Annotated in this window: 13 protein-coding genes; 6 read left to right on the plus strand and 7 right to left on the minus strand. The window is 65.3% G+C overall.

The window, feature by feature from the left end:
• Nucleotides 1-22 precede the first annotated feature (22 nt).
• The 3 genes from ACSQ9A_RS28205 to ACSQ9A_RS28215 form a co-directional block, all read right to left on the minus strand.
• Nucleotides 23-1,000: a tripartite tricarboxylate transporter substrate binding protein gene (locus ACSQ9A_RS28205; RefSeq protein WP_436306128.1), complete on the minus strand. Its 978-nt coding sequence runs from the start codon at nucleotides 998-1,000 to the stop codon at nucleotides 23-25.
• 39 nt (nucleotides 1,001-1,039) lie between these two features.
• Nucleotides 1,040-2,074 (minus strand): porin, encoded by a 1,035-nt coding sequence (locus ACSQ9A_RS28210; RefSeq protein WP_436306129.1) that lies wholly within the window; start codon nucleotides 2,072-2,074, stop codon nucleotides 1,040-1,042.
• Between the two features lie 95 nt (nucleotides 2,075-2,169).
• Complete coding sequence (locus ACSQ9A_RS28215; RefSeq protein ID WP_436306130.1) at nucleotides 2,170-2,889, minus strand: alpha/beta fold hydrolase; 720 nt, start codon at nucleotides 2,887-2,889, stop codon at nucleotides 2,170-2,172.
• Between ACSQ9A_RS28215 and ACSQ9A_RS28220 the strand changes: the two genes are divergently transcribed.
• Nucleotides 2,888-3,193 (plus strand): sterol desaturase family protein, encoded by a 306-nt coding sequence (locus ACSQ9A_RS28220; RefSeq protein WP_436306131.1) that lies wholly within the window; start codon nucleotides 2,888-2,890, stop codon nucleotides 3,191-3,193. The two genes, ACSQ9A_RS28215 and ACSQ9A_RS28220, sit on opposite strands and share 2 nt — an antisense overlap.
• Nucleotides 3,194-3,196: 3 nt before the next feature.
• The gene (locus ACSQ9A_RS28225) at nucleotides 3,197-4,021 is read left to right on the plus strand and encodes a YihY family inner membrane protein (RefSeq protein WP_436306132.1); all 825 of its coding nucleotides are present in this window, start codon (nucleotides 3,197-3,199) and stop codon (nucleotides 4,019-4,021) included.
• A 13-nt stretch (nucleotides 4,022-4,034) separates the two neighbouring features.
• Here ACSQ9A_RS28225 and ACSQ9A_RS28230 read toward each other — a convergent pair whose 3' ends face one another.
• Genes ACSQ9A_RS28230 through ACSQ9A_RS28240 form a run of 3 tightly spaced genes read right to left on the minus strand, consistent with a single transcriptional unit; the run spans nucleotide 4,035 to nucleotide 7,641 of the window.
• Complete coding sequence (locus ACSQ9A_RS28230; RefSeq protein WP_436306133.1) at nucleotides 4,035-5,849, minus strand: IlvD/Edd family dehydratase; 1,815 nt, start codon at nucleotides 5,847-5,849, stop codon at nucleotides 4,035-4,037.
• Complete coding sequence (gene denD, locus ACSQ9A_RS28235) at nucleotides 5,849-6,865, minus strand: D-erythronate dehydrogenase (protein WP_436306134.1); 1,017 nt, start codon at nucleotides 6,863-6,865, stop codon at nucleotides 5,849-5,851. The genes ACSQ9A_RS28230 and denD overlap by 1 nt, the downstream gene beginning before the upstream one ends.
• Nucleotides 6,862-7,641 carry a FadR/GntR family transcriptional regulator gene (locus tag ACSQ9A_RS28240; protein WP_244503872.1) on the minus strand — a complete coding sequence of 260 codons (780 nt, stop codon included), beginning with the start codon at nucleotides 7,639-7,641 and terminating at the stop codon, nucleotides 6,862-6,864. Before ACSQ9A_RS28240 ends, denD begins: the two co-directional genes overlap by 4 nt.
• Nucleotides 7,642-7,792: 151 nt before the next feature.
• Here ACSQ9A_RS28240 and ACSQ9A_RS28245 point away from each other — a divergent pair, with 151 nt between their 5' ends.
• From ACSQ9A_RS28245 to ACSQ9A_RS28260, 4 genes are all read left to right on the plus strand, one after another.
• Nucleotides 7,793-8,866, plus strand: coding sequence for an ABC transporter ATP-binding protein (locus ACSQ9A_RS28245; RefSeq protein ID WP_436306135.1), 1,074 nt, complete (start codon nucleotides 7,793-7,795; stop codon nucleotides 8,864-8,866).
• Between the two features lie 42 nt (nucleotides 8,867-8,908).
• Nucleotides 8,909-10,237, plus strand: a complete 1,329-nt coding sequence (locus ACSQ9A_RS28250) for an ABC transporter substrate-binding protein (protein WP_093107243.1) — start codon at nucleotides 8,909-8,911, stop codon at nucleotides 10,235-10,237.
• A 79-nt stretch (nucleotides 10,238-10,316) separates the two neighbouring features.
• A complete protein-coding gene (locus tag ACSQ9A_RS28255; RefSeq protein ID WP_093107241.1) occupies nucleotides 10,317-11,171 on the plus strand; it encodes a carbohydrate ABC transporter permease in 855 nt (284 codons plus the stop codon).
• Nucleotides 11,168-12,046: a carbohydrate ABC transporter permease gene (locus ACSQ9A_RS28260; RefSeq protein WP_436306136.1), complete on the plus strand. Its 879-nt coding sequence runs from the start codon at nucleotides 11,168-11,170 to the stop codon at nucleotides 12,044-12,046. The genes ACSQ9A_RS28255 and ACSQ9A_RS28260 overlap by 4 nt, the downstream gene beginning before the upstream one ends.
• A 30-nt stretch (nucleotides 12,047-12,076) precedes the next feature.
• Here the strand turns inward: ACSQ9A_RS28260 and ACSQ9A_RS28265 are convergent, their stop codons facing one another.
• Nucleotides 12,077-13,216, minus strand: a complete 1,140-nt coding sequence (locus tag ACSQ9A_RS28265; protein WP_436306137.1) for a lipocalin family protein — start codon at nucleotides 13,214-13,216, stop codon at nucleotides 12,077-12,079.
• Between the last annotated feature and the right edge of the window lie 139 nt (nucleotides 13,217-13,355).

The following is a 13,355-nucleotide window of genomic DNA, read 5'->3' on the forward strand; positions in this document are numbered from 1 at the left end:
TGCGCCACGGGCACATGGACGCTCATTGCTTGGGGATGCCTGCCAGGCGGATGACTTCGGACCAGCGCTGAATTTCGTCCCTGAGAAGCTCCGCCTGTTGCTGCGGAGTGCTTCCCTGCGCCTCGACGCCGAGCTGGCGCAGCCGCTCCTTGATCTCCGGCGCGGCCAGCGCTGCGTTGACCTTCTTGTTGAGCCTGGCGACGATGGCGGGCGGCGTCTTGGCTGGCACCGCAAAGGCGTTCCAGGACGCGACCTTGAAGTTGGGCGCCCCGCTCTCCGCGACGGTCGGCGTCTCCGGCAGCGCGAACGAGCGCTTCGCTCCCATGACGGCAATGGCGCGCAGCGACTTCCCGCTGATCTGACCCAGGATGGGCGCCAGGATTTCGACGCCGGCATCGATCTGCCCCCCTCGCAGCGCGGTGATCAATGCGGGCGACCCGTTGAAGGGAATCACTTGCGCGTCGATGCCGGTGCTGCGCTTGAGCAGCTCGGCCGCCAGATGCTGCGTACTGCCCACGTTGATGGTCCCGATGTTGACGGTACCGGGGTGCGTCTTCGCGTATGTCAACAGCTCCTGCATCGTCTTGAATTTCGAGTCCGCGGCGGTCACGACGGCCATATCGAAATAGCCGAGCGTCGACACCGGAGCGAAGTCTTTGACGGTATCGAAGGGCAGCTGCTTGAACAGCCCCGCGCTGACGGCATTGGCGTTGGACATCAAGAGGACGGTGAGTCCGTCCGGCGGCGCCTTGGCCACGGTATCGGACGCGACCACTCCCCCTGCGCCCGGCTTGTTGTCCACGATGATGCTTTGCCCCATGGACTCCGACATCTTCTGCGCGACGGTCCGTGCCGTGAGGTCGGCAACGCCCCCGGGGCCGAAGGGCACGACGAGACGAATCGGCTTCGTCGACGATGGTTGTGCATTCGCACTCGCGCAAATGGAGATTGCGGCAACGACGAGGGCTGAATGCCGGGCAATTTTCAGGAAGGTGTTCATGGGATTTCGATTCACTTCGAGACAAGCGTGCTGGCGTTTTCAGAAGCGGTGTCGCATGCCGAGCGCGACGTTTCCTGCTCGCGCGAATCCGGTGAGCTTGTCCGCGAGGTAGACCGCGTAGAGATCCGTGCGCTTGGAGAGGAAGTAGTCATAGCCGACGGCACCTGTGGTTCGACGAGAGTCGGCGATCGGCATGTCTCTCTGCGTGCGGGAAACAGAGGCCATGACCCGGCCGGCGCCTATGGGCACCGCGAAGCCGAGCTGGGTCGTCCGGGTCTTGGTCCGGATGCCAGGCGTATCGGTATGAAAGTATTGGCCGTAGACCTTCACCACATCGAAGTCATACGAGAGCCCGGCCATCTGCGCCTTCTGGCTCGAGATCCGGGCCGAAAGGCCCGGGCCCACCTTGACCTGCTGGGCGGAGACCACCGCAGCGAACGGACCCTTCGCGTAGTTGAGGCTCAGGTTGAAATTGCGTTCACCAGTGCGCTCCGCCACTTCGCCCAGTCCGTACGCTGCAGAAACGCGAAACCCCGTTGCTTCCGGCGACGCGTACTGGATGGTGTTGTCCCAGACGCTGTCACCCAGGATCGCACGGTTGTAGCCCGTGTTCCAGACCTGCAGCATGACAGGGCTCAGATTGGCAGACGCCAGAAAGGGGTTGAAGTTGCCTGTTGCCGTATAGAGCGCATTGGTCTGTCGCCCCAGGCTCACCTGGCCGTAGGCTCCGCCGAGCCCGACATAGGAATTTCGCGAGAAGTAGGGATCGGCAGCGGTCCTGCCAAAGTTCCCGCTGTCGGCTTGAAAGAAGCTCTCCAGCGCGAAGAACGATTGCAAGCCTCCTCCCAAGTCTTCGGTTCCCCGTATCCCCCAGTAGGAAGTGGTCATGCCGCCGCTGTTCAATACGGTGGTGCGGCCCGCTTGATCGCTTCGGCGAAGCGAACCCACATACTCGTCCAGCACGCCATAAATACTGACGCTGTTCGCCGACGGACTTTGTGCAAGTGCCGGGAAGGCTCCAAGCGAAGCCGTTGCGATGCCCGCAGCAAGCCAGGCGCGATCGCGCATATCCATCTTGTCTCCTCATATTTGTTCAAACCGCCGGTGTTCGCCCGGTGTCATGAACTATCTCAACTCGGCATACAGCCTGCTAGCTGAGGAGGACACTTTTAGATATGTCGCAGCGGCATAGCTGGCGCGACTGCGTCGGAATGTGCGTCGGCGAAGGCGAGGATGGCAGCCAGCAACGGACCGGTTTCCCCGCGCCACCACCAGTGGTCGTCTCCAGCGAGCTCGATCCATCGAGCACCCGGGATGCGGCTCGCGAGGTCGGCGCCGGCCCCAACGCGAATCGCGCGATCTCCCGCTCGATGCAGAACGAGTGCAGGCACGCGGACCTGCTCTGCCTGTTTTCGAACATCCACGTCACGCAAGGCCTTCAGGGCGGCGGCGAGCGCGCTCGGCGAGGTGGAGTGACGCATCATCCGCGCCCACCACGCGCGCACCGCAGGGTCTTGTCGGGCACCGGGCGCAAAGGTCTCGATGCCCGCTGGACCTCCCCACTCGGCCACGAGCCTGTCCAGCCAGACGTCGAATGCCGTGGCCGGCATCGCGTGAATGTAGCCGGACGACGACGAGCCCTTGGCCATTGCACCGAACAGGATCAACCCGAGCGCTCGCGTCGAATGCTCCACTGCCAGATCGATGACGGCTGGCCCGCCCTCCGAAGAACCGAACAGCCAGGCGCGTTCGATGCCCGCGTCGTCAAGAATCAGGCGAATATCGGTGGCTGTCGCATGTGCAGACGAGTTGACATCGAGCCGCTCGGACAGCCCGACGCCGCGGCGGTCGAAAACCACGACCCGGAAGCGCCTGTTGAGGCACTGCATGAAATCGCGAATGCCGGCGTCCTCCCATCCGATTGGCTATATCGTGCAGCGGCCCGAAAGCCATGCCGTGCACCACGCGCGCGGCGTGCATGCGCACAACTATGCCGACCTTCCTCTGTGGGACATCGTCTTCGGCACTTTCTCCAATCCAGCCGCGCAGGAGCAGCCGACGCAGGGCTTCTACGACGGTGCCTCGCAGCGCGTGCGGGACATGCTCCTGTTTCAGGACGTCTCGCGGCCACGTGCCATCTCCTCCGGCACCTCCTCCAGGCGAGAATCTCAGCCGACACCCAAACATCAATGACGCATGCTCAGCCTGACCCGACTCACGATCCGCCGCGCCAGGAAAGAACGCCTGGCCCAGGTCGCCGGCAGCCTGACTTTCACGACGGTCCTGTCCATCGCGCCGTTTCTCGCGGTGAGCCTCGCGCTGTTCACGCGCTTCCCGATGTTCAAGCGCTTCGAGGATGCGCTCGAAGAGCACTTGTTGAAGAGCCTGCTTCCGGCAGACATCTCACGCACGGTGCTGAAGTACCTCCATCAGTTCGCCGCCAATGCGAGTGGCCTCACCCTGGTGGGCTCATTGTTCCTGCTGGTGGCGGCGATTGCGCTGATGCTCACCGTGGAAAACGCCTTCAACCAGATCTGGAACGTGAAAAGAAATCGTCCGTTCTACAAGCGAGTGGGCCTGTATTTGTTGATGCTGGCCGTGGGGCCACCGGCCCTGGGGGTGAGTCTGTGGGCGACGTCGCATGTGCTGGGTGCGTCGATGGGTTTGATCGGAACCCTGCCACCCTCGGCCAGGTTCGTACTGAACCTGAGCCCGGTGGCGCTCTGCATGGTGGTCGTGACGAGCCTGTTCTACTTCGTCCCGAACACCAAGGTTCGGCGGCGTGATGCGATCGCGGGTGGCTTGATCGCCGGTATCGCTCTCGAGTTGGGCAAGCGCGGCTTCGCGACCTACCTTCTCAAGATTCCCACCTACAAGGCCGTCTACGGAGCCTTCGCGGTCTTTCCCGTCTTCTTGCTATGGGTGTATTTTTCGTGGCTCGTGACACTGACCGCGGCACTCATTGCCGCCAACCTGGCGCACGGAGCGCCGCGACAGGCAAGCAAGGCTTCGCGTGCCTAGGCGCTGACAGGCGCTAGTGGTTGTCGCGCGGAATGCCGAAGGTCGCGTGGATCTTCTGGTACTTGACCGCGGGCTTCAGCACCATGCCTTCGGAGAGCTCGTCGACGACGGCGCGCTGGATCTCCTGCCACGGCGTCTGGCTCGGCGGATACGGATAGCCGCCGGCGGCTTCGAGCTTCGCGCGGCGCTTGGCAAGCTCTTCGTCCGAGACCAGCATGTTCGCGGTGCGCTTCTTGAGATCGATGCGGACGCGGTCGCCGGACTTGAGCAGTGCGAGCCCACCGCCCGTCGCGGCCTCCGGCGAGGCATTGAGGATCGACGGCGAACCCGAGGTGCCCGACTGCCGGCCGTCGCCGATGCAGGGCAGCGCGGTGATGCCTTTCTTGAGCAGGTAGTCGGGCGCGCGCATGTTGACCACCTCGGCCGCGCCGGGATAGCCGACCGGCCCCACGCCGCGCATGCAGAGGATGCTGTTCGCATCGAGCTTCATCTTCGGGTCGTCGATGCGGCGGTGGTAGTCCTCCGGCCCGTCGAAGACGATCGCCGTGCCTTCGAAGGCCATCGGGTCCTTCGGGTTCTCGAGGTAGCGCGCATGGAACTCCGGCGTGATCACGCTGGTCTTCATGATCGCGGAGTCGAACAGGTTGCCCTTGAGGTTGAGGAAGCCGGCGTTCTTCTTCATCGGCTTGGCGTACGGAAAGATCACCTTGCGGTCGCTCGTGAATTTGCCTTCGCAGTTCTCCACCAGCGTCTTGCCGTTGGCGGTGAGGGCGGGCTGGATCTTGCCCTGGGCGATCAGCTCGGCGACCACCGCGGGCACGCCGCCGGCGCGGTAGTACTCCTCGCCGAGGTACTCGCCGGCGGGCTGCAGGTTCACGATCAGCGGAATCTTGTAGCCGTGCTTCTCCCAGTCGGCCGTCGTCAGCTCGACGCCGATGTGGCGCGCGATGGCGTTCAGGTGGACCGGCGCATTGGTCGAGCCGCCGAGCGCAGAGTTGACGACGATCGCGTTCTCGAAGGCGGCGCGCGTGAGGATGTCCGAAGGCTTCAGGTCCTCGCGCACCATCTCGACGATGCGCCTGCCCGTCATGTACGCCATCTCCTGGCGGTCGCGGTAGGGCGCCGGGATCGCGGCGCTGCCCGGCAGCGTCATGCCCAGCACCTCGGCCAGCGAGTTCATGGTCGACGCCGTGCCCATGGTGTTGCAGTGGCCGGTCGACGGCGCCGAGGAGGCCACGAGCTTCAGGAACTCCTGGTAGCCGATTTTGCCCGCGGCCATCAGCTCGCGCGCCTTCCAGACGATGGTGCCCGAGCCGGTGCGTTCGCCTTCGTACCAGCCGTTGAGCATCGGCCCCGAATTGAGCGCGATGGCGGGGATGTCCACCGTGGCGGCGGCCATGATCTGCGCCGGCGTGGTCTTGTCGCAGCCGGTGGTCAGCACCACGCCGTCGAGCGGATAGCCGTAGAGCACCTCGACCAGCGAGAGGTACTGCAGGTTGCGGTCGAGCGCCGCCGTCGGGCGCTTGCAGGTTTCCTGGATCGGATGGATCGGGAACTCGAAGGCGATGCCGCCGGCATCGCGGATGCCTTCGCGCACGCGCTCGGCCAGCACCAGGTGGTGGCGGTTGCAGGGCGCGATGTCCGAGCCGGTCTGTGCGATGCCGATGATCGGCCGCCCCGACTGCAGTTCGTCGAAGCCGAGGCCGAAGTTCATCGTGCGCTCGAGGTAGAGCGCCGTCATGTCGGCATTGGCCGGGTTGTCGAACCAGGCCTGGGAGCGCAACTTGAGGGCCTGCTTCGGCTTCTTGTTGTTGTTCTTCGGTTTCATCAGGACACTCCCTTCAGGGTCTCGTTGGCGTTCGGGAGCGCGCGGCAATCGTCGATGTACTGCCGGATGATGTCCGCGAAGTTCTCGTGCGGCAGCAGGCCGAGCCGCGCGGCGCGCGCGGCCGTTGCGCCGGTGGGCCAGTTGGCCACGATGCCGGCGATGCGCTCGTCGCGCTCGAAGCGCACGCGCGCGCGCACGGCGGATCCGGCGACCTGCTCGAGCGCGTCGAGCATGTCGCTCACGCGCACGTTGAGGGCCGGCAGGTTGAGCGCGGTGCGGCCGCAGAAGGCCTCGCGGCTGGCTTCGTAGACGGCGATCAGGCCGTCCACCGTGCGTGTCGGCGAAGACATCGGGTGCGAGACCTCGGGCGAGACCGGGCAGATCGCTTCCACGCCGGCCAGCGGCTCGCGGATGATGCCGCTGAAGAAGGACGAGGCCGCGGCGTTGGGCTTGCCGGGCCGCACCGTCACGGTCATCAGCCGCGCGGCGCGGCCGTCGATGTAGCCCTTGCGCGTGTAGTCGGCGATCAAGTGTTCGCAGATCAGCTTCTGCGTGCCGTAGGAAGTTTGCGGCGCAGGCAGCGTGTCGTCGGCGACCAGTTTCGGCAGCGGCACGGCCGGATCCGGCCCGAAGACCGCGACCGAGCTCGAGAACACCACGCGCGTGACCTTGCCGCCGGCATTGACGTTGGCGCGCAGCGCATCGAGCAGCGCGCGCGTGCTGTCCAGGTTGGAACGCAGGCCGAGATCGAAGTCGAGCTCGCATTCGCCGGAGACGGCGGAGGCCAGGTGGAACACGCCGTCGAAGGCTTCGGTGCGCAATGCGTCGGTCTGCGCCAGCAGCGGACCGGTGCGCGCCTCGACGCGCGCATCCGCTACCAGGTCGGCCGGCGGCGGCGCAATGTCGGTGAGGACCATGCGGTCGATGCGCTCGCCGGCGAGCGTGCCGCGCGCGAGCAGGGTGCGGGCGAGGCGCGCGCCGACGAAGCCGCCGCCTCCGGTGATCAGCAGTTTCATTTCTTCTCCTTCAATCTTCGTTTGCGGCTAGGAATGATGCCGCCCTCGACGAGCCGTTCTTCGCCGAGGATCAGGTGCCGGGTGGCGTGGTGGCGTGCCGCTTCCGGGTCGCGCGAGGCGATCGCCTCGACGATGGCGTGGTGCTCCTGCTGCACCGCCTCCATGAAATCCTTGCGGCGCGCTTCGTTGCCGCGCGTGATGCGCATGCCTTCGCGCAGGTACTGCTCGAGAAAGCCGAGCAGGAGGCGGAACTGCGGGTTGCCCGTGGACTCGCCGATGATGCGGTGGAAGGCCAGGTCCTCGGCCACCCCGTCGCGCCCCTCGGCCACCGCGGCGTCGATGGCCTTGAGCGCGCGGCGCAGCGCCGCGATGTGGGCACGGGTGGCGCGCTCGGCCGCCAGGGCCGCGATCGCGCCTTCGAGCACTCGCCGCACTTCGACCACGTGCACCACGGCCTGCACGGAGCCCAGCACGGCCGGGTCGAAGGCCAGCGGCTGGTTCTGCGGCGTGGGCGCCACGAAGACGCCCGAGCCCTGGCGCGACACCACCAGCGACCTGGACTTGAGCTGGTGCAACGCCTCGCGCACCACCGTTCGCGAGACGCCGTGCGTCGCCGCCAGCTGCTGCTCGGTGGGCAGGCGGTCGCCAGGCGCCAGCTCGCCGGATTCGATGAGGGCACCGAGGCGCAGCGCCAGGCGGTCGGACAGCCGGTCGGCTGCCGACCGCAGGGGTTCGGAGGGGGCGGGCGCCTGCGCGGGCGTGGCGGAATGGAGCACGGTGATCAGGTCATCATACAAATCATCGAGGGGTTAACACGTACCGGTTTGCCCTGATAGCGACCCGGCAACCCAGTGCCGATACTCCGCGTCTGCGATGCAGGGGTCCCGCGTCGCCCGCGAGCTTCGCGCAACTTCAGGATTCCAGTGCATGGCAAGTGTCACGATCCAGGCAGTCAAGAAGAGCTTCGGCAATGTCCCCATCCTGCATGGCGTGGACATCGACATCCAGGACGGTTCCTTCACCGTGCTGGTGGGGCCTTCGGGCTGCGGCAAGTCGACGCTGCTGCGCATGATCGCCGGACTGGAGGAGATCAACGGCGGCGAGATCCGCATCGGCGAGCGGCGCGTCAACGACCTGCCGCCGAAGGAACGCGACATCGCGATGGTGTTCCAGAACTACGCGCTCTATCCGCACATGACGGTGCGCGACAACATGGCCTTCGCGCTGGCGCTCGCCAAGCTGGACAAGGCGACGATCGAATCGAAGGTCAAGCGCGCTGGCGAGATCCTCGGTCTCATTCCTCTGCTCGACCGCTTTCCGCGCCAGCTCTCGGGCGGGCAGCGCCAGCGCGTCGCGATGGGCCGCGCGATCGTGCGCGACCCGCAGGTGTTCCTGTTCGACGAGCCGCTGTCCAACCTGGACGCCAAGCTGCGCGTGGCGATGCGCGGCGAGATCAAGGAGCTGCACCAGCGCCTGAAGACGACCTCGATCTACGTCACGCACGACCAGATCGAGGCCATGACCATGGGCGACAAGATCGTGGTCATGCGCGAGGGCCGCATCGAGCAGACCGGCAGCCCGCTCGACCTCTACGACAACCCCGCCAACCAGTTCGTCGCCGGCTTCATCGGCTCGCCGGCCATGAACTTCCTGCCGGGCACGCTCAGGCGCAGCGCCGGCACGGCGCGCGTGGAATTGCAGGACGGCACGCAGCTCGATGCGCCCGTGCACGCCGGCGGCGTCGACGGCCAGTCGGTGGTCTACGGCACCCGGCCCGAGCACCTGACGCTCGCCGACGGCAGCGGCATCCCCGCGCGCGTGGCGGTGATGGAACCGACCGGCATGGACACCTTCGTCTCGTGCCGCCACGAGGGCGCCGAACTCTCCGCGGTGTTCCGCGAGCGCCACGACTTCGCGCCCGGCACCACGATCCACCTGCAGCCCGATCTGCAGCGCGCGCATCTTTTCGACGCAGGCACCGGCGAACGGCTGGTGTCCTGAATTCCATCGGCAGTCCGTTCAAAAGCACAGGAGACAACACGAATGAATGAGTTCAATCGCCGCAAGTTTCTGGAAGGCTCGGCCGGCGTCGCCGCCGCAGCCACGCTCGGCACCGGCACCGCGCTCTTCTCCACCGCCGCGCATGCGCAGTCGATGACTTTCAAGCCCGAGAAGGGCGCCACGCTGCGCGTGCTGCGCTGGAGCCGTTTCGTGCAGGGCGACATCGATGCCTACATGGCCAACGTGAAGAAGTTCACCGAGGCCACCGGCGTCCAGGTGCGCGTGGACAACGAGACCTGGGAGGACGTGCGCCCGAAGGCCGCGGTCGCCGCCAATACCGGCGCGGGGCCGGACATCATCCTGTCGACCAACGACGACGCGAACCTCTACCCGGAGAAACTGCTCGACGTCACCGACCTGTGCACCTACCTTGGCCGCAAGTACGGCGGCTGGTACCAGGGGTGCGAGGCCTACCTGCGGCCCGACGGTAAGAAGTGGATCGGCGTGCCCCTCGGCACCGCCGGCGCGATGCTGGTGTACCGCCAGAGCCACGTGAAGGCGGCAGGCTTCGACACCTTCCCGAAGGACACGAACAGCTTCCTCGAGCTGCTCAAGGCGATGAAGGCGAAAGGCACGCCCGCCGGCTTCGCGCTCGGCAACGCCACCGGCGACGGGCTGTGGACCAACTGGCTGATCTGGTCGCACGGCGGCAAGCTCGTCGACAAGAGCAACAAGGTCGTCATCGACAGCCCGGAGACCATCAAGGCGCTCGAGTACGCCAAGGAGATGTACGCCACCTTCGCGCCCGGCACGCTGTCGTGGCTGGACCCGAACAACAACAAGGCCTTCCTCGACGGCCAGATCAGCCTTACCAATAACGGCATCTCGATCTACTACGCGACGAAGAACTCCAAGGACGACAAGCTCAAGGAGATGGCGCAGGACATCAACCACGCGCCCTACCCGATCGGGCCGGCGGGCGTGCCGACCGAGTCGCACCTGTTCTTCAATCAGATGGTCATGAAGTACACGAAGTACCCGCAGGCGGCCAAGGAGTACCTGCGCTTCATGATGGAACAGGAGCAGTTCGACCCGTGGCTGCAGGCCGCAGGCGGCTACATCTCGCAGCCGCTCGCAGCCTACGAGAAGAGCGCCGTCTGGACCGTCGACCCGAAGCACACGCCGTACCGCGACTGCACGAAGAACATGCGGCCGACCGGGTATGCCGGCACGTTGGGTTATGCGTCGGCCGGCGCGGGAGCGGACTTCATCGTGACGAACATGGTGGCCGAGGCGGCCAGCGGCTCCAAGTCGCCGAAGGAAGCCGCCGAACGGGCGCAAAAGCGTGCCGAACGCTATTACAAGGTCTGAGCCTGCCGCGGACGCGCCTGCGGCGCGTCCGTGGACGGCGCGGCTGGCCGACAGCCGCAACTTCCTCGGCCTGCTCTTCATGCTGCCGGCGGCGGGGCTGCTGCTGCTGTTTCTCACCTATCCGCTCGGCCTGGGCATCTGGCTCGGCTTCACCGACACCAAGGTCGGCCGCGGCGGCCAGTGGATCGGGCTGGAGAACTACGAGTTTCTCTGGGACGACGCGGTCACGCGCCTCGCGCTCTTCAACACGCTGCTCTACACGGTGGTGGCCAGCGTGTTCAAGTTCGTGCTGGGGCTGTGGCTGGCCCTCCTGCTCAACAAGAACATCCGCTTCAAGACCTTCTTCCGCGCCGTCATCCTGCTGCCCTACATCGTGCCGACGGCCCTGTCGGCCATCGCCTTCTGGTGGATCTACGACTCGCAGTTCTCGATCGTCAGCTGGGCGCTGATGAAGATGGGGCTGATCGACGCCTACATCGATTTCCTCGGCGATCCTTGGAATGCGCGCTGGTCCGTGATCGCGGCCAACGTGTGGCGCGGCATCCCCTTCGTCGCCATCACGCTGCTGGCGGGGCTGCAGACCATCTCGCCCTCGTACTACGAGGCCTCGGCCATCGACGGCGCCTCGCCCTGGCAGCAGTTCCGGCACGTCACGCTGCCGCTCTTGACGCCGATCATCGCGGTGGTGATGACCTTCTCGGTGCTCTTCACCTTCACCGACTTCCAGCTCATCTACGTGATCACGCGCGGCGGGCCGTTGAACGCGACGCACCTGATGGCCACGCTGTCCTTCCAGCGCGCGATCTCGGGCGGGGCGCTGGGCGAGGGTGCGGCCATTGCGATCGCGATGGTGCCGTTCTTGCTGGCCTGCGTTTTGTTCAGCTACTTCGGCTTGCAGCGCCGCAAGTGGCAGCAAGGGGGATCTGACAAATGAACGCGAAGGCCGCAACGACCGACATGGTCGGCATGAGCTATCTCGAATCGCTGCCGCGCAAGGTGGTGACCGTGTACCTGCCGCTCGTGGTCTTTTTGATCGTGCTGCTGTTCCCGTTCTACTGGATGGCGATCACCTCGGTGAAGCCCGATGGCGAGCTGCTGACGCGCGAGGGCAACCCGTTCTGGGTGGTGGCGCCGACGCTGGCGCATTTCCACAAGCTGCTGTTCGAGACCTCGTACCCGCAGTGGATCTGGAACACGCTGCTGGTGTCGGTGGTGTCGACCTTCTGCTCGCTCGCCTGCTCGGTGTTCGCGGCCTATGCGATCGAGCGGCTGCGCTTCAACGGCTCGCGGCAGGTGGGACTCGCGATCTTCCTCGCCTACCTGGTACCGCCGTCGATCCTGTTCATTCCGCTCGCGAACGTGGTGTTCGGCCTCGGTCTCTTCGACACGCGGCTGGCGCTGATCCTGACCTACCCGACCTTCCTCATCCCCTTCTGCACCTGGCTGCTGATGGGCTACTTCCGCTCCATCCCCTTCGAGCTGGAGGAGTGCGCGCTGATCGACGGCGCGAGCCGCTGGCAGATCCTGGTGAAGATCGTGCTGCCGCTCGCCGTGCCCGGCCTGATCTCGGCAGGCATCTTCGCCTTCACGCTCTCGTGGAACGAGTTCATCTACGCGCTCACCTTCGTCTCGTCGTCGGAGATCAAGACCGTGCCGGTGGGCGTGGTGACCGAGCTCGTGCAGGGCGACGTGTACCAGTGGGGGCCGCTGATGGCAGGCGCGCTGCTGGGGTCGCTGCCGGTGGCCTTCATCTACTCCTTCTTCGTGGAGTACTACGTGTCGGGGTTGACGGGGTCGGTGAAGGAGTGAGAGGCCTGCTCAACGCGTGGGCGCTTCAGGTCATCGAATCTTCAAGCGGTCGTATCCGCTCAGCTCCAGAAAACCCTCGCCCGTGGAACTTCCCGTCACCTGGACGGGCCCTTCCCAATAAATGTTCGCCGTCGTTTTCTGCGAATCGAATTCGCTGTCGGCAAAGAAGGGCTTGATGCTCAACTCGCCGGAGGGGAGCCTGATGCGCCATTCGACGGGGTAGCTGATCTTCGTGCTCGGACTCGTCCATCTGTTGACGGGCACCAGCTCGATCTCGTCCGGCTTCAATGGATGAGACCCGCGTGCATTCGAGACCGTGCCGGCTGTCATGACTTGCCGGCCAGCCGTGTCGAAAAGCGCATAGAGCATCACATCGGAACCATCCGCCAGATGCAACGCAAACCAGTTCCATCCGAGGCTCAACACATCGAAATCGCCCCATTGATGGTCGAACCACACGTCGCCGCTGACCTGGACCGGCTTCCCTCCGATGGAGACTTCGCCTTGGGCGGAAATGCGGGGACGCGAATAGTAGTAACTGATCCCGCTCATGCCGAAATCAAGCAGACCCGGGGTTTCCGAACCTGTAGCTCGATGGGGGACAGGCTGGTGCGAATCGCTCAGGTCGAGCGCAATCGAAGCACCTCCTTCAAGAGAGGCGTGCACTGCATGAGATGGACCCGCAGCTGCGACTTGCCAGCCGTCCTGCCTGAAGTCCAGGCCGTTTGCGGCGCTCTTCGCAGGAACGCCGCCGGTACGCGTTTGGCTGGAATAGCGTTGCCCGGTCTGGAGGTCGGTCAACGCCGCGTGCATGACCGTGTGCTTGACCAGCCCGTTGGCTACGAAGACAACAACGTGAAATGCATAGCGATGGCCTGTCTTCGCGTCGAGGATTCCGTTGTAGTACCACCATTCCATGCCGGACCCATGAGGCGCGTCGTCGGCCGGCAGGTTCAGGGGCGGAAGTGCGGCCGTTCGTTCAATCGGCTTCCTGCCCGAGTCGATCGATCCGGCAGACGCCGCGGAGGCCGGCAGCGGCTCGGGCGTCCATGCATAGAGAAGGCATGCGCCGATGACCGCGAAGACGGCAACCAATGGTGCAACGTAAGGTCTCAAGCCCTTGTTGCCGGAGCGTCTGCGGTATTTCCTGGCGTGGTCGTCGGCTTTCATCTGTCCTACCGGGGATGAGGGATAGGGCCGCAGCCTAGCACCGCTCTTCTTTGCAGCGGCGCAAGCAGCCTTGTCTACCGCTCGTCGAACGCGCACCATGCACTGTGGAGCGCCGCGCCTCGGCCGGCACCGAACACAG

It is taken from the genome of Variovorax sp. LjRoot290 (genome assembly GCF_964253985.1).
GTDB lineage: Bacteria > Pseudomonadota > Gammaproteobacteria > Burkholderiales > Burkholderiaceae_C > Variovorax.

Coding starts and splice junctions, on each gene's coding strand:
- ACSQ9A_RS28205 (WP_436306128.1), bottom strand. CDS start 1,000: ATGAACACCTTCCTGAAAATTGCCCGGCATTCAGCCCTCGTCGTTGCC.
- ACSQ9A_RS28245 (WP_436306135.1), top strand. CDS start 7,793: ATGGCAAGTGTCACGATCCAGGCAGTCAAGAAGAGCTTCGGCAATGTC.
- ACSQ9A_RS28255 (WP_093107241.1), top strand. CDS start 10,317: ATGCTGCCGGCGGCGGGGCTGCTGCTGCTGTTTCTCACCTATCCGCTC.
- ACSQ9A_RS28220 (WP_436306131.1), top strand. CDS start 2,888: ATGAAATCGCGAATGCCGGCGTCCTCCCATCCGATTGGCTATATCGTG.
- ACSQ9A_RS28260 (WP_436306136.1), top strand. CDS start 11,168: ATGAACGCGAAGGCCGCAACGACCGACATGGTCGGCATGAGCTATCTC.
- ACSQ9A_RS28225 (WP_436306132.1), top strand. CDS start 3,197: ATGCTCAGCCTGACCCGACTCACGATCCGCCGCGCCAGGAAAGAACGC.
- ACSQ9A_RS28250 (WP_093107243.1), top strand. CDS start 8,909: ATGAATGAGTTCAATCGCCGCAAGTTTCTGGAAGGCTCGGCCGGCGTC.
- denD (WP_436306134.1), bottom strand. CDS start 6,865: ATGAAACTGCTGATCACCGGAGGCGGCGGCTTCGTCGGCGCGCGCCTC.
- ACSQ9A_RS28210 (WP_436306129.1), bottom strand. CDS start 2,074: ATGGATATGCGCGATCGCGCCTGGCTTGCTGCGGGCATCGCAACGGCT.
- ACSQ9A_RS28215 (WP_436306130.1), bottom strand. CDS start 2,889: ATGCAGTGCCTCAACAGGCGCTTCCGGGTCGTGGTTTTCGACCGCCGC.
- ACSQ9A_RS28230 (WP_436306133.1), bottom strand. CDS start 5,849: ATGAAACCGAAGAACAACAACAAGAAGCCGAAGCAGGCCCTCAAGTTG.
- ACSQ9A_RS28265 (WP_436306137.1), bottom strand. CDS start 13,216: ATGAAAGCCGACGACCACGCCAGGAAATACCGCAGACGCTCCGGCAAC.